At 64.8% G+C, this 21,122-nt stretch carries 22 protein-coding genes; 6 read left to right on the forward strand and 16 right to left on the reverse strand.

The features are described from left to right. Positions 1-203 precede the first annotated feature (203 nt). Positions 204-1,088: an S-methyl-5'-thioadenosine phosphorylase gene (locus OGR47_RS16880; RefSeq protein WP_165052403.1), complete on the forward strand. Its 885-nt coding sequence runs from the start codon at positions 204-206 to the stop codon at positions 1,086-1,088. Here OGR47_RS16880 and OGR47_RS16885 read toward each other — a convergent pair. Continuing rightward, positions 1,082-1,507: a hypothetical protein gene (locus tag OGR47_RS16885; protein ID WP_206527445.1), complete on the reverse strand. Its 426-nt coding sequence runs from the start codon at positions 1,505-1,507 to the stop codon at positions 1,082-1,084. The genes OGR47_RS16880 and OGR47_RS16885 overlap by 7 nt on opposite strands. A gap of 107 nt (positions 1,508-1,614) precedes the next feature. Here OGR47_RS16885 and OGR47_RS16890 point away from each other — a divergent pair, with 107 nt between their 5' ends. Both OGR47_RS16890 and OGR47_RS16895 read left to right on the forward strand, forming a co-directional pair. Further along, the gene (locus tag OGR47_RS16890) at positions 1,615-2,142 is read left to right on the forward strand and encodes an adenine phosphoribosyltransferase (protein WP_165052276.1); all 528 of its coding nucleotides are present in this window, start codon (positions 1,615-1,617) and stop codon (positions 2,140-2,142) included. 50 nt (positions 2,143-2,192) lie between these two features. Then, a complete protein-coding gene (locus tag OGR47_RS16895; protein WP_165052275.1) occupies positions 2,193-3,716 on the forward strand; it encodes a L,D-transpeptidase family protein in 1,524 nt (507 codons plus the stop codon). Between the two features lie 178 nt (positions 3,717-3,894). Here OGR47_RS16895 and OGR47_RS16900 read toward each other — a convergent pair whose 3' ends face one another. The 4 genes from OGR47_RS16900 to OGR47_RS16915 form a co-directional block, all read right to left on the reverse strand. Then, a complete protein-coding gene (locus OGR47_RS16900) occupies positions 3,895-4,305 on the reverse strand; it encodes a hypothetical protein (protein WP_165052274.1) in 411 nt (136 codons plus the stop codon). Between the two features lie 273 nt (positions 4,306-4,578). Further along, positions 4,579-4,893: a hypothetical protein gene (locus OGR47_RS16905; protein ID WP_165052272.1), complete on the reverse strand. Its 315-nt coding sequence runs from the start codon at positions 4,891-4,893 to the stop codon at positions 4,579-4,581. Between the two features lie 69 nt (positions 4,894-4,962). Further along, positions 4,963-6,558 carry a flavin monoamine oxidase family protein gene (locus OGR47_RS16910; RefSeq protein ID WP_165052270.1) on the reverse strand — a complete coding sequence of 532 codons (1,596 nt, stop codon included), beginning with the start codon at positions 6,556-6,558 and terminating at the stop codon, positions 4,963-4,965. A gap of 537 nt (positions 6,559-7,095) precedes the next feature. Beyond that, a complete protein-coding gene (locus OGR47_RS16915) occupies positions 7,096-7,722 on the reverse strand; it encodes an FMN-dependent NADH-azoreductase (RefSeq protein ID WP_165052268.1) in 627 nt (208 codons plus the stop codon). Positions 7,723-7,930: 208 nt separating this feature from the next. Between OGR47_RS16915 and OGR47_RS16920 the strand changes: the two genes are divergently transcribed. Beyond that, on the forward strand, positions 7,931-8,323 hold the full coding sequence (locus OGR47_RS16920) for a winged helix-turn-helix transcriptional regulator (RefSeq protein ID WP_371824433.1): 393 nt from the start codon (positions 7,931-7,933) through the stop codon (positions 8,321-8,323). Positions 8,324-8,487: 164 nt separating this feature from the next. Here the strand turns inward: OGR47_RS16920 and OGR47_RS16925 are convergent, their stop codons facing one another. From OGR47_RS16925 to glyA, 3 genes are read right to left on the reverse strand one after another with little or no spacing between them, the layout of a single operon-like run. Continuing rightward, positions 8,488-9,978 carry an AAA family ATPase gene (locus OGR47_RS16925; protein WP_165052264.1) on the reverse strand — a complete coding sequence of 497 codons (1,491 nt, stop codon included), beginning with the start codon at positions 9,976-9,978 and terminating at the stop codon, positions 8,488-8,490. Further along, positions 9,975-11,156 (reverse strand): GNAT family N-acetyltransferase, encoded by a 1,182-nt coding sequence (locus OGR47_RS16930; RefSeq protein ID WP_165052262.1) that lies wholly within the window; start codon positions 11,154-11,156, stop codon positions 9,975-9,977. The genes OGR47_RS16925 and OGR47_RS16930 overlap by 4 nt, the downstream gene beginning before the upstream one ends. Before the next feature lie 6 nt (positions 11,157-11,162). After that, positions 11,163-12,422: a serine hydroxymethyltransferase gene (gene glyA / locus OGR47_RS16935; protein ID WP_165052260.1), complete on the reverse strand. Its 1,260-nt coding sequence runs from the start codon at positions 12,420-12,422 to the stop codon at positions 11,163-11,165. Positions 12,423-12,787: 365 nt separating this feature from the next. Between glyA and OGR47_RS16940 the strand changes: the two genes are divergently transcribed. Further along, complete coding sequence (locus tag OGR47_RS16940; RefSeq protein WP_165052256.1) at positions 12,788-14,623, forward strand: M3 family oligoendopeptidase; 1,836 nt, start codon at positions 12,788-12,790, stop codon at positions 14,621-14,623. A 298-nt stretch (positions 14,624-14,921) separates the two neighbouring features. On the opposite strand, the gene OGR47_RS16945 is transcribed toward OGR47_RS16940, so the two are convergent. Continuing rightward, positions 14,922-15,290, reverse strand: coding sequence for a hypothetical protein (locus OGR47_RS16945; RefSeq protein WP_165052254.1), 369 nt, complete (start codon positions 15,288-15,290; stop codon positions 14,922-14,924). A 191-nt stretch (positions 15,291-15,481) separates the two neighbouring features. Here OGR47_RS16945 and OGR47_RS16950 point away from each other — a divergent pair, with 191 nt between their 5' ends. Continuing rightward, a complete protein-coding gene (locus OGR47_RS16950; RefSeq protein ID WP_165052252.1) occupies positions 15,482-16,144 on the forward strand; it encodes an O-methyltransferase in 663 nt (220 codons plus the stop codon). A 216-nt stretch (positions 16,145-16,360) separates the two neighbouring features. Here OGR47_RS16950 and OGR47_RS16955 read toward each other — a convergent pair whose 3' ends face one another. The 7 genes from OGR47_RS16955 to OGR47_RS16985 form a co-directional block, all read right to left on the reverse strand. Next, positions 16,361-16,795, reverse strand: coding sequence for a hypothetical protein (locus OGR47_RS16955; protein WP_165052250.1), 435 nt, complete (start codon positions 16,793-16,795; stop codon positions 16,361-16,363). Positions 16,796-16,956: 161 nt separating this feature from the next. After that, a complete protein-coding gene (locus OGR47_RS16960) occupies positions 16,957-17,349 on the reverse strand; it encodes a DUF2946 family protein (protein ID WP_165052247.1) in 393 nt (130 codons plus the stop codon). 55 nt (positions 17,350-17,404) lie between these two features. Further along, a complete protein-coding gene (obgE, locus tag OGR47_RS16965) occupies positions 17,405-18,466 on the reverse strand; it encodes a GTPase ObgE (protein WP_165052245.1) in 1,062 nt (353 codons plus the stop codon). A gap of 7 nt (positions 18,467-18,473) precedes the next feature. Further along, positions 18,474-19,076: a GNAT family N-acetyltransferase gene (locus OGR47_RS16970; protein ID WP_165052243.1), complete on the reverse strand. Its 603-nt coding sequence runs from the start codon at positions 19,074-19,076 to the stop codon at positions 18,474-18,476. Between the two features lie 190 nt (positions 19,077-19,266). Continuing rightward, positions 19,267-19,533, reverse strand: coding sequence for a 50S ribosomal protein L27 (gene rpmA / locus OGR47_RS16975; protein ID WP_165052241.1), 267 nt, complete (start codon positions 19,531-19,533; stop codon positions 19,267-19,269). Positions 19,534-19,590: 57 nt separating this feature from the next. Continuing rightward, a complete protein-coding gene (rplU, locus tag OGR47_RS16980) occupies positions 19,591-19,893 on the reverse strand; it encodes a 50S ribosomal protein L21 (RefSeq protein WP_165052238.1) in 303 nt (100 codons plus the stop codon). Positions 19,894-20,105: 212 nt separating this feature from the next. Beyond that, positions 20,106-21,101: a zinc-dependent alcohol dehydrogenase family protein gene (locus OGR47_RS16985; RefSeq protein WP_165052236.1), complete on the reverse strand. Its 996-nt coding sequence runs from the start codon at positions 21,099-21,101 to the stop codon at positions 20,106-20,108. Positions 21,102-21,122 lie beyond the last annotated feature (21 nt).

The raw sequence follows: 21,122 nt of genomic DNA on the forward strand, positions 1-21,122 counted from the left end.
AGGCAGTGGCTCGCGAGAAAAATCTGCCTCAATTTTAGCCTTCCAGATTGTCGCAGCAAGACGAGCCTATCGGCCGATCAAGAACAGTGACGCGTCGCACAATCAAAACTCATCGGGCTTTGCTTGCAGCTTGCCGGCGGATAAGTTGCGCCTGCCCGTTCCTGCGGGATCGGTGCGATTTTTTGGAATTCTGGGGGATGCGCATGGCGCGCGCGGTGGTCGGAATTATCGGCGGATCCGGGGTTTATGATTTGCCGGGCGAGCAGAAGGTCAGGCGCGAGCGCGTCGCCAGCCCCTGGGGCGAGCCCTCGGACGAACTCGTCTTCGGCGAGGTCGGCGGCACACAGGCCGTCTTTTTGCCGCGACATGGACGCGGACATCGGCTGTCGCCGTCGACGATCAACTACCGCGCCAATATCGATGCGATGAAGCGCGTCGGCGTCACCGACATTATTTCAGTCTCAGCCTGCGGATCGTTCAAGTCGCAGTTTTTCCCCGGACTGTTCGTGCTGGTCGACCAGTTCGTCGATCGCACCTTTGCGCGTCAGTCGTCGTTCTTCGGCGACGGCTGCGTAGCGCATGTGTCGATGGCGCACCCGGTCGCCCCGAAATTATCCGCCCGCATTGCAAAGGCGGCGCGCGACGAAGCGATCGAGATCGCCGTCGGCGGCACATATGTCTGCATGGAAGGCCCGCAATTTTCGAGCTACGCCGAATCGCTTCATTACAAGGCGTCGGGTTTCGATCTCATCGGCATGACCGCCATGCCCGAGGCCAAGCTCGCGCGCGAGGCCGAGATTTCCTACGCCACTATCGCCATGGTGACGGATTTCGATTGCTGGCATCCCGAGCACGACCATGTGGACGTCGCCTCGGTGATCGCGATCGTGCGCGAGAACTCGGCCAAAGCCGCCCGGCTCGTCGCGCGCGTGCTGAAAGATTTCCCGCGCGAGCACGAAGCCTGCCCCGTGGGCTCCGATCGCGCGCTCGATAACGCCATTCTCACGGCGCCCGAGGCGCGCGACCCTGAATTGCTGAAGAAGCTCGACGCTGTGATGTCGCGGCTGAACGGCGCGGCCGCTCAGTAATACCACTGGCCGTTTCGCCATTCGCCCTGGATGCGCTTGGGCGGCGCCATTGGCTTGGCCGGTAGGTTGCCGCCGTTGGGATTGTAATCCCCGATATAGCTGCAGCCGATGCAGCCGTAACCGTTCCCATTAGCGCCATTGGCTCCCTGGCCGCCGGCGCCGGCGCCGTAGCCGCCGCCTGCGCCATAACCACCGCCTGGGTAGCCCCCGTAACCACCGCCATAGCCTCCGTAACCGGGGCCCGGGGGCATGGGCTGGGCCGGGACGCCCGGCTGACCGGGCGCCGGCATGCGAGGGCCGTAGCCGCCCATCATGCCCGCCTGAGGAGCCGGGGGCGGAACAACATGGTAGTTCTGGGCCTGCGCGGCGCCGGAGAGGCTCAGGGCAAGCGCGAAGGCAAGACGGAATAGGGCGTGCATGAGCGAAATCCTTGGAGGGAACGCAGGTTGAGTGTAAAGAGCTTGGCTGCGCGCGCCAGCGCCAAATCAGCCTATGGTTGAGTGTTTTCTAAAAGCCAGGAAAGCCTATGTCGCTTCGCGCCGCCATCCGCACCATTCCGGACTTCCCCAAGACAGGCATTCTCTTCCGCGACATCACCACGCTGCTCGGCGACGCCAAGGCGTTTCGCAAGGCGGTCGACGAGCTCGTCCAGCCCTGGGCCGGGACGAAGATCGACAAGGTCGCTGGGATAGAGGCACGGGGCTTTATCCTCGGCGGGGCGGTCGCGCATCAGCTCTCCGCCGGCTTTGTGCCGATCCGCAAGAAGGGCAAGCTGCCACATACGACCGTCTCCATGTCCTACGCGCTGGAATATGGGACTGATGAGATTGAAGTGCATGTAGACGCCGTCGCGCAAGGCGAGCGGGTCATATTGGTAGACGATCTGATTGCGACCGGCGGGACGGCGGAAGGCGCGGTCCGGCTTCTGCAGAAATTGGGCGCGGAAGTCATGGCGGCCTGTTTCGTCATCGACCTCCCCGATCTCGGCGGCGCGAACAAGATCGAAGCGCTGGGCGTCCCGGTTCGCACGCTGGTCGCCTTCGACGGGCATTGACGCGGGTCTGCCGGGCTTTCCCGCGCCGCTAGGGTTAGACTGCTGTCTTTATGAAGCTTCGTTCGACCCATCTGTTGTTTGCCGCCGTCGTCCTCGCCGCGATCGCCGCGGGGACCGGGGCCCTTTATTTTCTCCCGAGCCTCGGCGAGCGGGACGGAACGGCGTCAAAGAATGCGCCGCGCGTCGGCGCGACACATATTGCCGGCGGAAGCATCATGCCCGGCCTCAGACGGGCGATCGTGCCACAAGCTGAAGCGCCGACGATCGCGACGCCTGCGCCGGCGGAACCGACGCTATCAGAGAGCCCCCCGCCTGCCCTGATCGCTGCCGCGCCGCCGCCGGCCTCTCCAGCCGCCGAGGCGCCGCCCGCGGCAGATGATCTGCAGGGGTCAGGCGTCGAAGGGCTGGTCTCCTTCCCGCCCTTGGCGCCAAGACCTCCGGCCCGGCCTGCCGATCTGCAAGGCGCGCAAATCGAGGCGCCTTTGCCGCCGATACGGCCAGCCGATCTTGCGTCCCTGCAAGGTCCGTCGGAGCCGCCGGCGGCCCCTGCCGGCCAGCCCCAACCCGCCCAACCGCAAGCCATTCCGCCCCGAGCCGCTCTGCCTCAAGCCGCTCTGCCTCAAGCGGCTCAACCGCAAGCCGCCCCGTCGTGGTCCTTCCCACATTGGCCGCAGGCGGCGCAGCCTGCGCCCGAAACTCAGCAAGTCAGCGCCTCGCCGGCGCCCAATTATGTCGATGCGCCGCAGCCGCCCGTGCGTCCGGCCGACTTGACTGCCGCGCTCGCCCCCGGCAAGGCGACGACAGCCGCTTCCGCCGCGGCGGAGAGTTCCCAGACGCCGGCTCCGGCCGCCGCCCAGCAGACGGCGCGGCTAGAGGAGCCCGCGTTGCGGCCGGCGCCCGATGACGCATTTCAGGCGCCGCCTCCAAAATTCGGCATGGGCGACCCGGTCTTCGTGCGCATCTTCAAGCAGGAAGGCCAGCTCGAATTATGGCTGAAGAAGAACGGCCGCTATTCGCTCTATAGAAACTTCCCCATCTGCAAATGGTCAGGCCGTCTGGGGCCGAAGCTCAAGGAAGCCGATTATCAATCGCCCGAAGGCTTCTACAGCGTCTCCGCCAAGCAGCTTCACCCGCATTCCAACTACCACCGCGCCTTCAACGTCGGATATCCCAACGCCTTCGATCGCCAGAATGGCCGCACCGGCGGGCTCGTGATGGTGCATGGGGCGTGCAAGTCGGTCGGCTGTTTCGCCATGACCGACCAGGGCATTGAAGAGATTTACGGCTTCGTCGAAGCGGCGCTGCGGGCGGGGCAGAAGGAAGTTCCGGTCCATATCTTTCCGTTCCGCATGACCGAGGCGAATATCACGCGCGAAACCGGCAACAACGGCGGCTGGCTGTCCTTCGTCGGCAATGGCGGCAGCTATCGCCAATGGCTCGACTTCTGGAAGAATCTCAAGGAAGGCTACGACAGATTCGAACAAGCCGGCGAGCCGCCGGTGGCCTTCGCCTGCGGCGACCATTACGAGTTCGACGGCGGCTCCGCCTCCTGCCGGCGCGTCGCCGGCTGGTAGGGATCGAAATTATTTCCCTTTGAATAGCTCGCATGTGGACTTGTCATTCCCGGCGGGCTGAAAGCCCGACCGGGAATCCAGAGCCACAATAGCGCTGGTTTTGCTCTGGATTCCCGATCGCTCGCTGCGCGAGCGTCGGGAATGACAGCGAACCAATCAAGCGGATCTCGTATGAGCCTTAAAGCGATGCGGCGAGCTTGCGGGCAGTAGCGCGCAACTCATCGAGCGTGAGGAGCTTGTCCTGCTCCGGCTCGTGAATGACCGCGCCGAATTTATCCGCCAACGCCGCGCAGACCGCGACAGCGGCGAATTGTTCGCGCGGATCGCCGCCCCAGCGAAATTTCATGGCGACGTCGCGCCCGTTGAGCGCCGCCGAGAGGATGTCGGAAGGCGACTCCACTTCGTCGAAGCGCAGGTCGAAGCCGGCATCCTCGCCATCATAAGTGCAGGGCAGATAGCCTTTGGTCTCGAACGGCGCATAGGCATCGTCGAGCGTCAGCTTGAAGCCCAGCTCATTGAGCGCAGACTGCAGCGCTTTGCGCGCGGGAACCTCCGCGCGGTTGAGATACGCCGTTTGCGCGCGCGCCATTTTTGCCCTCATTTCATTGCCTGTTGAAAAACTCGCATTCGGTCCCTGTCATTCCCGGCGGGACCGTCATGGCGAGGAGCGGCAGCGACGAAGCAATCCAGGAGCGTCATCGCGACTCTGGATTGCGTCGCTCCGCTCGCAATGACGGAAGCAGAAAGCCCGACCGGGAATCCAGAGCGACAACGACAGCGCTGGTTTTTGCTCTGGATTCCCGATCGCTCGCTTCGCCAGCGTCGGGAATGAAAACAAACCAAGCGAGTGGCTCGATAACACTCACAGATCGACGAAGAGGAATTTATTGGCCTTGAGCGCCGGATAGTTTTCCCGCAGCGCCTTTGCGATTTTTCCGACGAGGTTTTTGTCTCCGGCGGCCGAGGGCCCGACGAAATCGGTGCCCGCCATCCATGTTTCGAGGAAACAATGCAGCGCAGCGTCGTAGTCGACGCCGGTCGGATTCGCGGTCTTGTCGGCAAGATCAGCGACGCCGTCGGCGCTGACCTCAAGGCGCCAGTCGCGATCGTCTGTCACCGAGCCGATCAACGACGCAATATCCGCGTCCGTCCAATCTTTTTTAAGGTCCACGGGCATGAGTGTCGGTCTCCAGACAATGTTCGATTGGCTAAGCAAAAAAGCACGCGGCGGGCCAAAGCGGCGACATCAGGCGTCGACCGGCGCGCGTTGCTTGGCGATCAGGCGGCTGTTGGCTTCGAGCGAAAACTCCCGCCACGCCGCGCCGATGTCGCGCAACGTCGCCGAGACATAGTCCTTCGTCGGCTTGTGCTCCTGAGGGAAATTCGACAGCGCGCAGGATGTGCGATTGAAGTCGATAATCGCGTCGAGCAGCGCCTGGATGAAACCGTCGAACGCCGCCTGCACTTTCGGCGTGAGATCGGAACGCCCGCGCTCGACGGCGACGACCGCGTGGTCGAACGGCAGCTCGTCGATCATCGACAGCGCGTCGGCGAAGGTCGCTTCCATGGCGCCCAGCATGGCGCGTTGCGTGAGCTGCTCGCGCTCACCGTGGGACAGCGCAAAATTGAGCCGCTGCCGATAGGCGGCGAAAGCCGGCGCGCGCCGCGACGCCACCCATTCGTGGAACAGCTCGAGGCAGCGCTCGTTGCGCTCGGCGGGCGATCCCGCGACATTCGATATCGTCATGCACGTCTCCTGTTGCGGCAAAATCTGCCGGGCGATCCGCAGGGCGGCGTTGATTGCGCCCTCGACATAGCCGCCGCCCTCTCGCGCCGTTTCCGAGCTTCCGAAAAAGAGCTTTCCGCCCCAGAGCGGCTGGCTGAAGGCGCGCGCGCCATAGTCGGGATGGGCGCCGTCTGCGGCGCGATCGGCTTGCGTGCAGGTGAAAGGTTCCGTCGCCCAGTCCTGTATCTTCAATTTACCCGCGTCGAGCGACGGGCCGAAGAGCTGGGCGAACTGGCTTTTCGCGAGCGTCGGCAGACCGTTGCGGAACGCGTCTCGCGTGTCGGGCGGAAGGGCGAAAAAGCCGCCGAGCGCGCCCCTCTCCTCTCCGGCGTCACAGGCGTCGAAGATTTCGCCCAGCACCGCTTGATCGTGAACCACGAAGGCGTTGCCGGAATGACCGAAGGACCGCCAGATCGGCGGTTCGGCAAGCCCGATCAATGCCTTGGCGCTCGCCGCCATCCATGTGGGCGTGTCCCGCATGGCCGCCGACATGAAGTCGGGCAGCGTCGGCGCGAAAGCGACGTCGCGATCGAGCAGGCGGGGCGGAACGGCGAGCGCAAGCTGACGGGCGGCAATCTTGATTTCGCCCTCTCCCGTCTCGAAGCAAAGCTCGACGGCGTCGCCACAATCGCGCGCCGCGCGAAGGACATGGCCGAGATGGAGAGTCTGCGGATCGAGATCGGCGGCGAGCGCCGCAACGAGCGCGGCCATGCCGCCCGTCAGCCGTTGCGCGCCGGCGTGAAGGCCCGGCGCCGACTGCACTGCGGGCGCCTTTTCGGGGTCCGTCATCAGCAGGGCTGTGCCGGGATCGTGCTGATCGAAAGGTTCGAGCCCCAATTCGCCGACGAGGCGGGTAATGGTGGGCTGTGTCTGCGGCCAGAACCAGGTGGGTCCGAGATCGAGGCGCAGGCCGCTTGTCGGGTTCTCGACAGTCAGAACGCGCCCGCCGAGCCGGTCGCGCGCCTCGAACAGCGCATAGGAAACGCCTTTCGCGGCAAGGCTGCGCGCCAGCGCGAGACCGCAGATTCCGCCCCCGACAATTGCGACATCCAGCATGGCGCGTGTTCCTTTGGGAGGTGAGGGAGCAAGCGGTGTGCCGGGGGCCAAGTTTGGGATAAGCCGGGCAGATTCTTATCGTGGCCCCGCCCCCTCCCTGTCCCTCCCCCGCGTCGCGGGAGAGGGGACGCTCGCGATCAGCGCTTTGGATGAAGGCCACAATCTGCTCCCTCTCCTGCGAAGCGGGGGAGGGTTGGGGAGGGGGCCATCCAGCGCCAACTTCCCCGCCGCCGATTCCCGACGCAGGGCGATACTGGAGGCCGGGACGCCCCGACCCCGTTCGGCCGAGGGTGTTTTCCCATTTCGGTAGTCATCCCGAGCGCGCGGCCGCAAATGCTATGCCCAGCCTTTTCGCGGAAACATCCGCCCTCCACGCATCGGGAGGAAGCCCGGCAAGCGGCGCAAAACCCACACGAGGCGAGGGTCGCCGCCTTGCGTTTAACCGGCCCCGCCGGCGCCGCCGATTCGACAGCGCCCCTGCAAGATGGCGAAGCGGGGGAAGCATAAGGCAGGTTTCGGGGGTGGGGATAAAATAAACTAAGCCGCGTCGCGGACGGCGGCGACGGCTTGTGCTTCCGCCGCTTCGATAGCCGCGCTTGCGGCGTCGGGACCAAGCGAAAGACCTTCGGCGCGCACGAAGGAGATGTCCGTCAGCCCGAGGAAACCCAGCACCGCTTCGAGATAGGTCTCTTGATAATCCCACGCCCTTCTCGGGCCCTCGGTGAAAACGCCGCCCCGCGCCGAAACGACGATGACCTTCTTGCCAGCGGGCGTCAGGCCCACAGGGCCGGCCTCCGTATATCGGAAGGTTCGTCCGGCGCGGACGATGTGGTCGATCCAGGCTTTTAGCGCCGACGGGATCCCGAGATTATACATCGGCGCGCCGATGACGATGGCGTCTGCGCCCAAGAATTCGTCGACTGCAATATCCGAGAGCTGGACCGCTTGCGAAAGCGCCGCGTCGCGCTCTTCGGGGGCAGTGAAAAACCCGCCGATGGTCGAGGCGTTCAGATGCGGCAAAGGGTTTTTCGACAGATCACGCTCGATCACCTTGGCTCCTGGCTGCTTGGCCACGAGCTCCGCGACGACCTTCGCGGTCAACTTGCGCGAAACAGAACCTTCTCCCAAGGGGCTGCTATCGACCCGCAAAATGGTGAACGACATGCGACATCTCCTATAGTTACAAAAACATACTATGATGATAAGCAGGAACTAGGTTTAAAAGAAGACGGAACATTCAAGTTAGAGAGTTACATGGAAGTAACCCATGGCGCGTTTCGCTGGCCGCGGCGCGCTTTGGCGACGCGCCGCATGGCTCTTTTATGGTTTCTTTCCGTGGCATAGGATCGCTCGGGCAACGCGGGGATGCGCCTTGAAGTCTCGAAAAAACGCCGGTCAGATCGACTTTATCTCCCATCGCGAGGCATGCCCTTTCGTGCGCGATGTGCTGACCCGCGTCGGCGACAAATGGAGCGTGCTGGTCATTATGCTTCTGGGCGACGGCACGAAGCGCTTCAGCGAGTTGAAGCGGATGATCGACGGCGTCTCGCAGAGGATGCTGACGCTCACATTGCGCGGACTCGAACGCGACGGACTGGTCTTTCGGAAGGTTTTCCCGACGGTCCCGCCGCGGGTCGAATATACGCTCACCCCGCTTGGCAAGACGCTTCTCAAAACCGTGACGTCACTGGCGATTTGGGGGATGGACAATCGCAAGGAGATCGAGCGCGCCCGTGACGAGTTCGATAATCGGGAGAGCTTTTGAGCGGCGCGCTGATCGAACCCCGAGGCGGCCTCGTCCTTCGAGACGCGAGCTTCACTCGCTCCTCAGGATGAGGCCTAAGTGTTTGGCGCAAAAGCCCCTCATGGTTGCAGAAGCCCTTCATGCTGAGGAGGCTGCGCAGCAGCCGTCTCGAAGCACGGAGGGCGTCAATGGCGCTTTGTCAGCGATGCCGTGATCTCTTCTACGACAAGCCGCCGCTCGCGCCCGCCATCGACGCGCAACCACGAGATCTCGCCGGTGTCCTTCGCCGTCTGCGCCTGCAGCACCGCGCGCGTTGCGTCGGAAACGTCATTGATCCGCTTGTCGACGCGCGACAGTCTTTGCGCTAGATCGACGTCGAGCCACACGCCCATGAAAGGAACGCCGGCCGCGCGCGCCGCGCTTTCGATTGCGGCGCGGTCCTGCGGCCGATCGAAAACGGCGTCGGCGACGACCGGCCAGCCAATCTTTGCGACCCGCTCCGCGGAGTCGAACAGCTCGGCGTAGACCTTCGCTGAAACCTCGCTTTTATAAGCTTCGGGCGGAAGCCGCTCGGTCACTTCAGCGCCGAAGAGGCGCTTGCGGAGACGGTCGCTGTTGAAAATGCGTGCGCCGGGCGCGGGCGTCAGGCGCGGGGCGAGCGCCGCTGCGACGCTTGATTTGCCGGAGCCGCTAAAGCCGCCGATCGCAACCACGCCCCCTTGCGCCGGCTGCAACATTTCGCGCGAGAGGTCGAAAAAGCCGCGCGCTGTGTCCCCATTGCCTTGCGACGCCTCGACATGGGCGCGGATCGTCGCGCGCAGCGACATGAAGAAGGGCAGCAGCGGCAGCCCGTCTTCCTCGGATTGCGCGCGCGCGTCGAGATAGCGGTTGAGCGTGAGATTGGAAAAATCGCAAAGCCCGACGCGCCACAGATCCATCAGCAGGAAGGCGAGATCATACAGGACGTCGATGGTCGAGATGTCGTCCGAAAATTCGAGGCAATCGAAAGGCGTCGGCTCGCCCTCGAAAAGGCAGATGTTGCGCAGATTGAGATCGCCGTGGCAGGGCCGCACCCTGTCCTGCGCGCGTCGCGCGTCGATCAATGTGACATTGGTCGCAAGCGCGTGGCGCAGATTGTCGAGATACGCCTCGATCTCGTCACTTGGCGCGGGCGCCGCCGCGCGCAGGCTCGCCTCCATACTGTCGATGATTTGGCGCATGGAGGCCGCTCCGCCGCGCGCGTGATCGGCGATCGCCGCGTCATGGGCTTTCGCGATGCGGCGCGCGAGCGTCTCGATCATCTCCTTCGTGAGCCGGCCCTCGCGCGCCATGCAATCGAACAAAGCGTCGTCGGGGAAGCGCCGCATTTCGACGACCGCGTCGAGAAAGGCGCCCTCCCCGTCGAGCGCCAGCCTTCCGTCGCTCTCCCGCGTGATCCGCCGCATGCCGAGATAAAGCGCGGGCGAGAAAGCCCGGTTGAGGGCGACTTCGCGCGTGCACATCTCGCCTCGCAGCGCCGGCGTCGAGAAATCGAGATAGGGCAGACGCACAGGGCGCTTGAGCTTGTAAACGCGATCGCGCCCGAGCAGCACGGTCGAAATATGCGTCGTCACGATCTTGGGCGCGCCGAGCAGGCCGGAAAGAAAGGCAATGATTTCCGCTTGCTCGTCGCTCACATCGTCTCCTTGCGAAACGGCAATTCCGCCTCCTGCGCCGCCATCATCTCGCCCAGCGCCGCGCGCTCCCGCTCGCAATAATCGGCGACGGCCGCCCGCAGCCCCGCGTCGGCGAAATCATGCGCCGACCATGTAACGACCGGACGATAGCCGCGCGCGATCTTGTGCTCGCCCTGCGCGCCGGCCTCGACCCGGGTGTAGCCATGCGCAATGGCGTAATCGATCGCCTGATAATAGCAGATCTCGAAATGCAGAAAGGGCCGCTCGATCAACGCGCCCCAGTTGCGGCCATAGATCACGTCGTCGCCCAGGAAGTTGATCGCGCCCGCGACATACTCCGCGCCATGCTTGGCCATCACCAGCAGAATGCGATCGGCCATAGCGGCGCCGATGAGATCGAAGAAAGCGCGCGTGAGATAGGGCCGGCCCCATTTGCGCGCGCCCGTATCCATGTAAAAGGCGAAGAAGGCGTCCCAATGCTCGGGGCGGATCTCCGCGCCCCTCAGACGCTCGATCGTGACATCGTCGCCAAGCGCCTCACGCCTTTCGCGCTTGATGCTTTTGCGTTTGCGCGACGACAGCGCGCCGAGGAAATCCTCGAAGCTCGAATACCCCTCATTGACGAAGTGAAACTGCTCGCCGGCGCGCAGAATGAAGCCTGCGTCGCCAAGCGCCTGCGCCTCCTCCGGCGTCGGAAAGGCCACGTGGAGCGAGGAGGCCTTGAGCGCCTGACGCAGCCCACGCAAGGCGCCGATCAGCGCGTCGCGCGCGCCTGCCGGCGCATCGCCGGCAACGAGCAGCCGCCGTCCCGTCGCGGGCGTGAAGGGCGCGGCGATCTGAAGCTTGGGATAATATTTGCCGCCCGCCCGCTCATAGGCCTGCGCCCAGCTCTGGTCGAAGACATATTCGCCGAGACTATGCGCCTTGAGATAGGCGGGCGCGCAGGCGACGAGGCGCCCGCTTTCGTCCTCGACCAGCGCATGCACCGGCGACCAACCCGTCCGCGCGCCGACCGAGCTAGATCGCTCCAGCGCGGAGAGGAAGGCGTGGGTGATAAAGGGATTGAAGCGCTCGCCATCGGCTTGCGTCAATGTCGGCGGATTGGCGCAGGCGTCCCAAGCCGACGCCTCCACCTTTTCGAGCGATTGAACGAAGCGCGCCGTGAATTTTGCAGCCATAAGCCGCTAGTAAATAGGAAAAGCCCGGCACAGCGCCAGCACTTCCTGGCGCGCCACGTCGATTGTACGAAGATCGGCCGGATTGCGTAAGACACGGGCAATCCACGCGCCGATGCGCTGGAATTCCGCAACCCCGAAGCCGCGCGTCGTCCCGGCGTTGCTCGAGAGCCGCAGGCCCGAGGGCGCCTCCGGCGGGCGCGGATCGAAGGGGATCATATTCTTGTTCACCGCGAGCCCCGCCTTCTCCAGCGCCTTGGCCGCGACGTCGCCGGTCACGCCCGTTGGCGAGAGATCGACGAGCATGAGCCCGGTATCGGTCCCGCCGGTCACGACGCGCAGGCCCGCGCCGACGAGCGCCGCGGCAAGCGCGCGGGCGTTTTCGAGCACGGCTTCATTATAGGCGCGAAACGCCGGCTGCAGCGCCTCGCCCAAACACGCCGCCTTGCCCGCCACGGCGTGCAGCATGACAGAGCCCTGCACGCCGGGAAATATGCCGGCGTCGATGCGCTTGGCGAGCGCTTCGTCATTCCACAAAACCATGCCGCCGCGCGCGCCGCGCAAGGATTTATAGGTCGTCGTCGTCACCACATGCGCATGCGGAAAGGGGTGCGGATAAAGCCCGCAAGCCACGAGCCCGGCGACATGCGCCATATCGACGAGAAGATAGGCGCCGACCTCATCGGCGATGGCGCGCAGCCCTGCAAAGTCGATCGCGCGCGGATAGGCCGAGCCGCCCGCGACGATCAATTTCGGCCGCGCCGCGCGCGCGAGGTCGCGCAATTCATCGAGGTCGATCAGCTCGCTCTCGCGATTCACGCCATATTGCGTGATCGAATAGTCGCGCCCGGTCAGCGTCGCGGAGTGGCCATGGCTGATATGCCCGCCCGCCGCGACATTCATGGAGAGGATGGGCTCGCCGAGCTTCAACAGGCCGAGAAACACGCCGGCATTGGCGTTGGAGCCCGAATGCGGCTGCACATTGGCGAAACGGCAGTTGAACAGCTTTTTCGCGCGGTCGATGGCGAGCGCCTCGATGGCGTCGACGAATTCCGCCCCGCCGTAATAGCGGGCGTAGGCCGCGCCCTCGACGGTCTTGTTGGTGAGGACGGAGCCCTGCGCGGCGAGCACGAGACGCGAGACGATGTTTTCGGAGGCGATCAGCTCGATCCCGTCGCGCTGGCGCATGAGCTCGCCGGTGATCGCGGCTTCGAGTTCCGGGTCGGCTTCGAGGCCGCGCGTGAAATAGCCTGAGGGCGGCTGGGGCATGAAATGGGCTCCTATATTAAGGGATCCAGAGCCAAATCAGCGCCGGCTCTGCTCTAGAACGACGCTGTGCGCAGTCAAGTCGCCCAAAGAAAAGCATATCGGCGGGCAAGCGCGAAAGGCGTGGCGCTGCGTTACCCCCTCCCCAACCCTCCCCCGCTTTGCGGGAGAGGGAGCAGATTGTGGCCTTCATCTACGGTGTCGATCGTGAGCGTCCCCTCTCCCGCAAAGCGGGGGAGGGACAGGGAGGGGGCCGTGCAGCGCCGCCGTGCGCTTGCCGTCGCGGGTTGATCGCCCTCGGGCTTTGCTCATATGAATAAAGCAATTCGCCGCAACGACGTCCCCAACTCTCCCGATGGTTTCTCACAATGCGCTTCACCTCATCCGTCACATTTTCACCCGCGGACGCCGCCGCGGGCCTTTCCGAAACCCTGCCTGAGTGGAACCTCGCCGATCTCTATGAGGGAACCGACTCGCCCCGGCTCAAGGCCGATCTGGCGCGCGTCGCCGAGGATGTGACCCAGTTCGGCAAGGATTATCGCGGCAAGCTGTCAGACCTCGCGACCAGTGCGCAGGCCAGCGCGACGCTCGGCGAGGCGGTCGCGCGCTATGAAGTTCTGCAGGATCTGCTCGGCCGGCTGATGTCCTTCGCCGGGCTGCTCTACAGCGGCGACACCACCGATCCGGCGCGCGCCAAATTCTATGGCGATGTGCAGGAAAAGATCACCACCGCCTCGGCGCAACTGCTCTTTTTCCAGCTGGAGCTCAATCGTCTCGACGACGCCGTGCTGATGGCCGCGGCCGACAAGGCGCAGCTCTCACGCTGGAAGCCCTGGCTCGAAGATATCCGCAAAGAGAAGCCCTATGAGCTCGACGACAAGCTCGAGGAGCTGTTCCACGAAAAATACATTTCGGGCGCGGCCGCCTGGAACCGCCTCTTCGACGAGACCATCGCCTCGCTGCGTTTCAAGGTCGGGGCCGAGGAGCTGGCGATCGAGCCGGTCCTCAATCTCATGCAGGATCAGAGCGAAGACAAACGGCGCGCGGCAGCTCAGGCCATTGGCGTGACGCTGAAGGCCAATTTGCGCACTTTCTCGCTCATCACCAATACGCTCGCCAAGGACAAGGAAATCTCCGACCGCTGGCGCGGCTTCAAGGACGTCGCCGACTCGCGCCATCTGTCCAATCGCGTCGAAGGCGAGGTGGTGGAGGCTTTGGCCAAGGCGGTGACGCAAGCGCATCCGCGCCTGTCGCATCGCTATTACAAGCTGAAGGCCAAATGGTTCGGCAAGGATGCGCTGGACTATTGGGACCGCAGCGCGCCGCTGCCGACGACGCCGTCCAAGCGCTACTCCTGGGAGGAGGCGCGCGGCATCGTGCTCGGCGCCTATCAGGGCTTCGCGCCGCGCATGGCCGAGATCGCCGGCGATTTCTTCGACAAGCGCTGGATCGACGCGCCGGTGCGGCCGGGCAAGGCGCCGGGCGCCTTCTCGCATCCGACCGTCCCCTCGGCGCATCCCTACGTGCTGCTCAACTACCAGGGTCGGACGCGCGACGTGATGACGCTCGCCCATGAGCTGGGCCATGGCGTGCATCAGGTGCTGGCGGCGCCGCAGGGCGCGCTGATGGCGCCGACGCCTTTGACGCTGGCGGAAACGGCGTCGGTCTTCGGCGAAATGCTGACCTTCCGTTCGCTGCTGGCGCAGGCCCCCGACACGACGCAGCGCCGCGCGCTGCTCGCCTCCAAGGTCGAGGACATGCTCAACACGGTGGTGCGCCAGATGGCCTTCTACGCCTTCGAGCGCAAGGTCCACATCGAGCGCCGTAACGGCGAACTGACCGCCGACCAGATCTGCGAGATTTGGATGAGCGTGCAGGGCGACAGCCTCGGGCCGTCGATCCGTCTGGGGCCGGGCTATGAGACCTTCTGGGCCTATATCCCGCATTTCATCCATTCGCCCTTCTATGTCTACGCCTATGCCTTCGGCGACTGCCTGGTGAACTCGCTCTATGGCGTCTACCAAAAGGCGCATGAGGGCTTCGCCGAGCGCTATTTCGCGCTGCTCGAGGCCGGCGGCGCCAAGCCTTACGACGAGCTGCTGAAGCCCTTCGGGCTCGACGCGCGCGATCCGGCCTTCTGGGGCATTGGGCTGGAGATGATCGAGGGGCTGATTGACGAGTTGGAGGCGATGGAGGGCGCGTGAGGCCGCTAGCGCCGGCGCGTCCTCCCTCGTCATGGCCGGGCTCGTCCCGGCCATCTACGCCGTGCAATGACGGCTCATGCCGGGGCGGGTGGGTCTCGTCCCTCCAAATCGAACGTGCCTGGATTGGTCCTTGGCGTAAACCTCGTCCCGTCCCCTGGGTAGCCGCGCCCCTCGGCGTGGATGGCCCGGACGAGCCCGGCCATGACGGTCAGACCATTATCCGGGTAGGAGAAAATCAGCGTTCCAAAAATTAAAACGCCGGCCAAAGGCCGGCGTTTGGTCATCTCTTTAGGACGGCTTATTGCACGCCGGCGCGGATCGTGAACTTCTCGCTGCCGCACTGAACCGGGCCCTCATAGACCTTGCCGGACTCATTCGGCTTGCCGGTCCAGACGCAGTCCTTCTTGCCGTCGGTGCGGTCCTTGAGGTTCAGCGTGTAGACGCCGCCCTCGACCTTGCCGTCGATCTTATAGGTAACGACCGAGCCGTTATCGAGCTGCATGTCGGCGGCGCCGGCAACCTTGTCGCCTTCGGTGCTCAGCTTCCACGTGCCATTGGCGCGCTTGATGCCCGACGTGGAAATTTCCGTGACGCTGTAGCTGGCGGCGAACGCCGTGGCGCTGAAAGCCACGACGGCGATGGCCGTGGTCAAAGCAAGCTTGATCATCTGTTTCGCTCCCATAGATTTCGGCTTGGCGCGCCGGCTCGGCCGCAGGGAGACTGAGGCGCGAGACATGGCCATCCAGCCTTCCCTGTTCCGCCGCATGCTGCGAGCGAGAACCGCGGCACTTCGCACGAAGCGTCGGCCGAGGTCAAATGGTTTCGAGAATGTGGTTCAGCTTGGAATAAGGAGCGGAAATGATAAACCAATGGCGCGCAGTTGATGACTATATCTCGGATCGCCTGATCCCTCCCGGCGAGCGGCTGGGCGCGACGCTGGACGCGAACCGGGCGTCCGGCCTTCCGGCGATCGACGTTTCCGCCCCGCAGGGCAAGCTGCTGCATCTGCTCGCGGCCTCGATCGGCGCGCGGCGCATTCTGGAAATCGGAACGCTGGGCGGCTATTCGACCCTATGGCTGGCGCGCGCGCTCGCTGATGGCGGCAGGATTGTCACCATTGAATTCGATCCGCGCCACGCCGAGGTCGCCCGGCAAAATATCACGCACGAGGGCTTTTCGGCGAAGGTCGATCTGCACGTCGGCGCGGCGTTGGATATTCTGCCGAAGATCGAAGCCGAAGGCGGGGCGCCTTTCGATCTTTCCTTCATCGACGCCGACAAGGCGAACAACGCCGGCTATTTTGGGTGGGCGCTCAAACTGTCGCGGCCGGGGTCGCTCATTATCGTGGATAATGTGGTGCGCGACGGCACGGTCGCCGATCCCCATACGACGGACGACGGCGGCCTGGGCGGCCGCAAGCTCTTCGATCTCGTCGCTGCCGAGCCGCGCGTGACGGCGACAGCCATTCAGACGGTGGGCTCGAAAGGCTGGGACGGCTTTCTGATCGCCCTGGTGAAGTGAGCTCTCGTAAGAACTCTATCGACCAGCGTTGGCCCTTGTCATTCCCGACGGGCCGAAGGCCCGATCGGGAATCCAGGGGCAAAAGAGCGTTGGTTTTGCTCTGGATTCCTTATCGCTCGCCTTGCGAGCGTCGGGAATGACAGCGACGCAACCAGTGGATTTCCTATCAAACAAGTGCGCCCCCGCATCTTTGACGCGGGGGGCGGCGGTTCACCTTTAGACTTCGGCCGGCCATTTGACCGGGCGGTCGATCGGCGCGCCATCGACGCCGAAAAAGGCGGCCTCGACGCGCCGGCCCTCGTCGTCATAGCGCCAGGCGATGCGCGCGGCGCCGACGTCCTTGGGGGCGGTCGGCTTGCCCTCCGTGTTGAAATAGGCCTCCTCGACCTGATTTCCCTGAGCGTCATAGGCCCGCGAGACGCGCGCGGCTCCTAGGCTCTTGCGCTTGATCGGGCGCCCGGTCGCGTCGAAATACATCTCCATCACCTCGACGCGGCCTTTCGCCGTCGCCTCAGCGGTTTCATGCGCGATGCGGATGGAGCCTTCGATCGCTTTGCTCAGCTTGCCGTTCTGCGAGCAGCGATGCTCGCGGGAGGAAACGCGGGCGACGGTTTTGGTCGGCTTTCGCGTGGGTTGGGTTTTCTGTTCCATTGATCCGAAGTCGCTGAACGCGCTCCAGCCGGCCATGGTCGCGACGCGCGGTCCTTCGACCCGCGAGGTGAACGCCGATAATTGCCGGTGAAGTCGCTGCCTGAGAAGAGCCGCCCGTTTTAAGGGAACGGATCGTTCGACGCCGCTCTCCGCGGCGAGCTTCAGATCAGGGCTGGGGGCGCGCGCGAGCCGAGCGGCGGCGTCGCCGCCTCGGCGTTCGGAAGGGCGTGACCGAAAGCGAGCCGCGCCTCGACATAGGAGAGCGCCGGCGGGGTCTCGCCCACGAAAGGCGAGGGAGCCGCCGCGCCGCCGAAGGAGGCCATATGGACGACGCAGCAGGCGTCGCCATGGCGGCTGGTCCGGATCGGGGCGCCAGGAGCGCTGTCGAGCGCGCCGGAGGCTTTGCTTTGACAAATGGCGTCGGCAAAGAGCGCCGCGCCGCGGGCGCTGGTGACGGTACCCGCCGCGAGCCCCTGCAGGATAAGCAAATAGGCGACGAGCAGCGTCGCTGCCGTCGAGCCGAAGTGCCTATGTTTGTCGCTGCGGGTGCTCATATCCTCTAATAGCTAGTGAGTGACCCTGTTAAGGTCAATGGCGCGAGGGTGCGGCTCAAGGTCGCCATTCGACGGGTTCGACCTCTATCGCCTCCGCCGTTTTCGAGGCGTCAATCGCCGCGCTGACAGCGCGCAAAACCTCAGTGACGCCGGCCCCCGAGGCCGAAGACAACGCCAGCAAGGGTCCTCGCGCCTCCGGCGACGGGCCGGCGCTGGCGATGGCGCGCTTCAAGCGCTCCCGCTGCTTCTTGAGCTGCTCGGGTTCGATCGCGTCGACCTTGGAAAGCGCGACGATCTCGAGCTTCTCGTCGAGCCCCGCGCCATAGGCGGCGAGCTCGCCGCGCACGGTCTTGTAGTCCTTGCCCGCGTGCTCGCCGGTGGCGTCCACGAGATGCAGCAGGACGCGGCAGCGCTCGACATGGCCCAGAAAACGGTCGCCCAGGCCATGGCCCTCATGCGCGCCCTCGATGAGGCCGGGGATGTCGGCGAGCACGAACTCCCGTCCGTCCCGGCGCACGACGCCCAGGCCCGGGTGCAGGGTGGTGAAGGGGTAATCCGCGATCTTAGGCTTTGCCGCGGTCACGCTCGCCAGGAAGGTAGATTTGCCGGCGTTGGGCAGGCCGACGAGGCCCGCATCGGCGATGAGCTTCAGGCGCAGGATGATGGTGCGCTCCTCGCCCGGCTGGCCAGGATTGGCGCGGCGGGGCGCGCGATTGGTCGAGGTGGTGAAATAGGCGTTGCCGAAGCCGCCATTGCCGCCCTTGCAGATCACGACCCGCTGCCCGACCTCGGTGAGATCGGCGATCAGCGTTTCCTCGTCCTCCTCGAAGATCTGCGTGCCGACCGGCACTTTCAGCACGGCGTCGGAGCCGCGCCCGCCGGCGCGGTTCTTGCCCATCCCGTGCATGCCGGTCTTGGCCTTGAAATGCTGCTGATAGCGATAATCGATGAGCGTGTTGAGCCCGTCGACGCATTCGGCCACGACGTCGCCGCCGCGACCGCCGTCGCCGCCATCCGGCCCGCCGAATTCGATGAACTTCTCGCGCCGGAAGGAGACGCAGCCCGCGCCGCCGTCGCCCGAACGCACATAGACCTTGGCTTGATCCAGAAACTTCATGTCACGCTCACGTGGACGTCAATTTAGGGCGCCTTGCGCCGAAGGCGGTATGGGCGGCGCCGCGCGAGAGCCGCGTCCGCTCGACCTTGATCCGCCCGCCGCGCGCCGGGGCGTCGATCTCGACTTCGCCGAGGCGCGTGAAGCCGAGCTTCTCCTGCACCCGCCGCGAGGCGACATTGCCCGGCAGCGAGTCGCAGACGATTTCGCCCAGCGACGAGACGCCGTAGATCAGGTCGACGAAGCCGCGCGCGGCTTCCGTCATCAGCCCCTGGCCCCAGAATTCGCGCCCCAGCCAATAGCCGAGATGCGCGGTTCCCCGAAAGGCCGAGCCATGCGCGCCGATCACGCCGATCGGATCGTTCGGCTCTTTCTTGAAGGTCAGGGCCAGGACGAGTCCCTGCCCCGATGCATTCTCTGCGCGGGCGCGGCGCACGAACTGCTCGGCGTCGTCGATATTATAGGGGTGGGGAATGATCGCGGTCTGCGCGGAGACATCCGGATCGCCGGCGCGCTTCGCCAAGGCCTCCGCATCGGAAAGGTGCGGCCAGCGCAGCCACATCCGCTCGGTTTCCAGCCTGAAAACGTCGTCCTGGGTAATCTCGGGGAACATAAAAGACTCCAAGCGAAAGACCGATTGTGGCCCCGGAACGAACAAGGGGAAAGCGTCGGCCGCTTTCCCCTAGAGACCCTTTGGGCCTTTTTTCCGGACATTTCGCTCAGGAGCTTCTTGCTCCCTCGGGTCGAAACGACCTGTCCGCCGGGGAAGGACCGGCGGCGGGTCGCTTGACGATCCGTCCGCCTTACTCTGCGGCCTCAACGGCCGGTACGACCGATACGCTGGCGCGGCCGCGGGTGGATTTGAACTCCACGACGCCGTTGACAAGCGCAAAGAGCGTATGATCCTTGCCCATCCCGATATTGCGGCCGGGATGCCATTTCGTGCCGCGCTGGCGAATGATGATATTGCCCGCGACGACCGATTCGCCGCCGAATTTCTTGACGCCGAGGCGCCGGCCGTCCGAGTCGCGACCGTTGCGCGACGAGCCGCCCGCTTTCTTGTGAGCCATTGTCCTGCTCCGACTTGTTCCTGTTTGGCGACGTCAGCGCCGCCTGAATTCTGCTGCTTAGATCGAGAGAATCTTGACGAGCGTCAAGTCCTGCCGATGACCGCGCTTGCGCTTCGAGTTCTGGCGGCGGCGCTTCTTGAAAGCGATCGACTTGGGGCTGCGCGCCTGCTCGACGATCTCGCCGGCGACGCTCGCGCCCGCAATCGTGGGGGCGCCGACCTTGGGGGTGTCGCCCCCGATCATCAGCACCTCGTCGAAGGTGACCTTGTCGCCCGGCGCGCCATCGAGCGCCATGACCGTAATAATATCGCCAGCGGACACGCTATATTGCTTGCCGCCGGTTCTGATGACTGCGAACATCGTTTTTTCCTGTGTTCGAGCCCGGCTCTCGCATGGCTGTAACGTGGTGCGTTACGCCAGCGGGCCGGCTTTTTGCAGTAGGACCGGTTGCGCTTCGTTTCCGAAAAACGAAAAACGCGGCGAGACCGCCGCGACGAAGCATTGGGTTCTCTAACTTGCTGGCAGGGCGGCTGTCAAGGCGATCGCGAGGATCATTTCGGACGACTGAGGCTTCAAGGAATCAGCACTGCTGCTCCCTGCAAGCGGCCCGCGCGCAAATCGCTCAAGGCCTCATTGGCCTGCGATAGCGGATAAGGGATCGCATGCATCTTCAGCGGAAGGGTCGGCGCGAGCGACAGAAACTCCCGCGCATCCCCTCGCGTCAGATTGGCGACCGATTGCAGCCGGCGCTCGCCCCAGAGCAGCGCATAGGGAAAGCCCGGAATGTCGCTCATATGGATGCCGCCGCAAACGACGGCGCCGCCCTTCTTCACGCTGGCGAGCGCGCGCGGAACCAGCCCGCCGACGGGCGCGAAGATCAGCGCGGCGTCGAGCGGCTCGGGCGTCGGCGCGTCCGACCCTTGCGCGCTCGCCGCGCCGAGCGAGAGCGCGAATTGCGCCGCCGCATGGTCGCCGGGGCGCACGAAGGCGTGCACGCGCTTGCCCTGCAGGATCGCGACCTGGGCGATGATATGGGCGGCGGCGCCGAAGCCGTAGACGCCGATCGTCTCCGCCGGCCCCGCCATTTTGAGTGTGCGCCAGCCGATGAGCCCGGCGCAGAGCAACGGCGCCAAAGCCGCGGCTTCGCCCGTCTCGGGCAAAGCGAAACTGAAGGAAGCGTCGGCGATGACATGGGTGGCGTAGCCGCCGTCGCGCGTATAGCCGGTAAAGAGCGGGTCGTCGCACAGGTTCTCGCGCATCGTGACGCAATAGGGGCAATGGCCGCATGTGTGCCCGAGCCAGGGCGCGCCGACGCGCTGGCCAATCGCAAAGCCCGAGACGTCGGGACCCATCGCCTCGACGCGGCCGACGATTTCATGGCCAGGGACGATGGGGAGCTTGGGATCGGGCAGATCGCCGTCGATGACATGAAGATCGGTGCGGCACACGCCGCAGGCCTCGACGCGCAGGCGCAGCTCACTGGGGCCGGGCGCGGGCAGCGGACGCTCTTCTATCACCAGGGCCGTGTCGGGGCACCGCAGGACCATGGCTTTCATGGTTTCGGTCATTGCTCCTTCCCGCATTCCTCG

The organism is Methylocystis sp. MJC1 (genome assembly GCF_026427715.1).
Taxonomy (GTDB): Bacteria; Pseudomonadota; Alphaproteobacteria; order Rhizobiales; family Beijerinckiaceae; genus Methylocystis.

Bases quoted from the DNA above. Each gene is read 5' to 3' on its own strand.
- OGR47_RS16880 (WP_165052403.1), top strand. From the start codon at position 204: ATGGCGCGCGCGGTGGTCGGAATTATCGGCGGATCCGGGGTTTATGAT.
- OGR47_RS16885 (WP_206527445.1), bottom strand. From the start codon at position 1,507: ATGCACGCCCTATTCCGTCTTGCCTTCGCGCTTGCCCTGAGCCTCTCC.
- OGR47_RS16890 (WP_165052276.1), top strand. From the start codon at position 1,615: ATGTCGCTTCGCGCCGCCATCCGCACCATTCCGGACTTCCCCAAGACA.
- OGR47_RS16895 (WP_165052275.1), top strand. From the start codon at position 2,193: ATGAAGCTTCGTTCGACCCATCTGTTGTTTGCCGCCGTCGTCCTCGCC.
- OGR47_RS16900 (WP_165052274.1), bottom strand. From the start codon at position 4,305: ATGGCGCGCGCGCAAACGGCGTATCTCAACCGCGCGGAGGTTCCCGCG.
- OGR47_RS16905 (WP_165052272.1), bottom strand. From the start codon at position 4,893: ATGCCCGTGGACCTTAAAAAAGATTGGACGGACGCGGATATTGCGTCG.
- OGR47_RS16910 (WP_165052270.1), bottom strand. From the start codon at position 6,558: ATGCTGGATGTCGCAATTGTCGGGGGCGGAATCTGCGGTCTCGCGCTG.
- OGR47_RS16915 (WP_165052268.1), bottom strand. From the start codon at position 7,722: ATGTCGTTCACCATTTTGCGGGTCGATAGCAGCCCCTTGGGAGAAGGT.
- OGR47_RS16930 (WP_165052262.1), bottom strand. From the start codon at position 11,156: ATGGCTGCAAAATTCACGGCGCGCTTCGTTCAATCGCTCGAAAAGGTG.
- glyA (WP_165052260.1), bottom strand. From the start codon at position 12,422: ATGCCCCAGCCGCCCTCAGGCTATTTCACGCGCGGCCTCGAAGCCGAC.
- OGR47_RS16940 (WP_165052256.1), top strand. From the start codon at position 12,788: ATGCGCTTCACCTCATCCGTCACATTTTCACCCGCGGACGCCGCCGCG.
- OGR47_RS16945 (WP_165052254.1), bottom strand. From the start codon at position 15,290: ATGATCAAGCTTGCTTTGACCACGGCCATCGCCGTCGTGGCTTTCAGC.
- OGR47_RS16950 (WP_165052252.1), top strand. From the start codon at position 15,482: ATGATAAACCAATGGCGCGCAGTTGATGACTATATCTCGGATCGCCTG.
- OGR47_RS16955 (WP_165052250.1), bottom strand. From the start codon at position 16,795: ATGGAACAGAAAACCCAACCCACGCGAAAGCCGACCAAAACCGTCGCC.
- OGR47_RS16960 (WP_165052247.1), bottom strand. From the start codon at position 17,349: ATGAGCACCCGCAGCGACAAACATAGGCACTTCGGCTCGACGGCAGCG.
- obgE (WP_165052245.1), bottom strand. From the start codon at position 18,466: ATGAAGTTTCTGGATCAAGCCAAGGTCTATGTGCGTTCGGGCGACGGC.
- OGR47_RS16970 (WP_165052243.1), bottom strand. From the start codon at position 19,076: ATGTTCCCCGAGATTACCCAGGACGACGTTTTCAGGCTGGAAACCGAG.
- rpmA (WP_165052241.1), bottom strand. From the start codon at position 19,533: ATGGCTCACAAGAAAGCGGGCGGCTCGTCGCGCAACGGTCGCGACTCG.
- rplU (WP_165052238.1), bottom strand. From the start codon at position 19,893: ATGTTCGCAGTCATCAGAACCGGCGGCAAGCAATATAGCGTGTCCGCT.
- OGR47_RS16985 (WP_165052236.1), bottom strand. From the start codon at position 21,101: ATGACCGAAACCATGAAAGCCATGGTCCTGCGGTGCCCCGACACGGCC.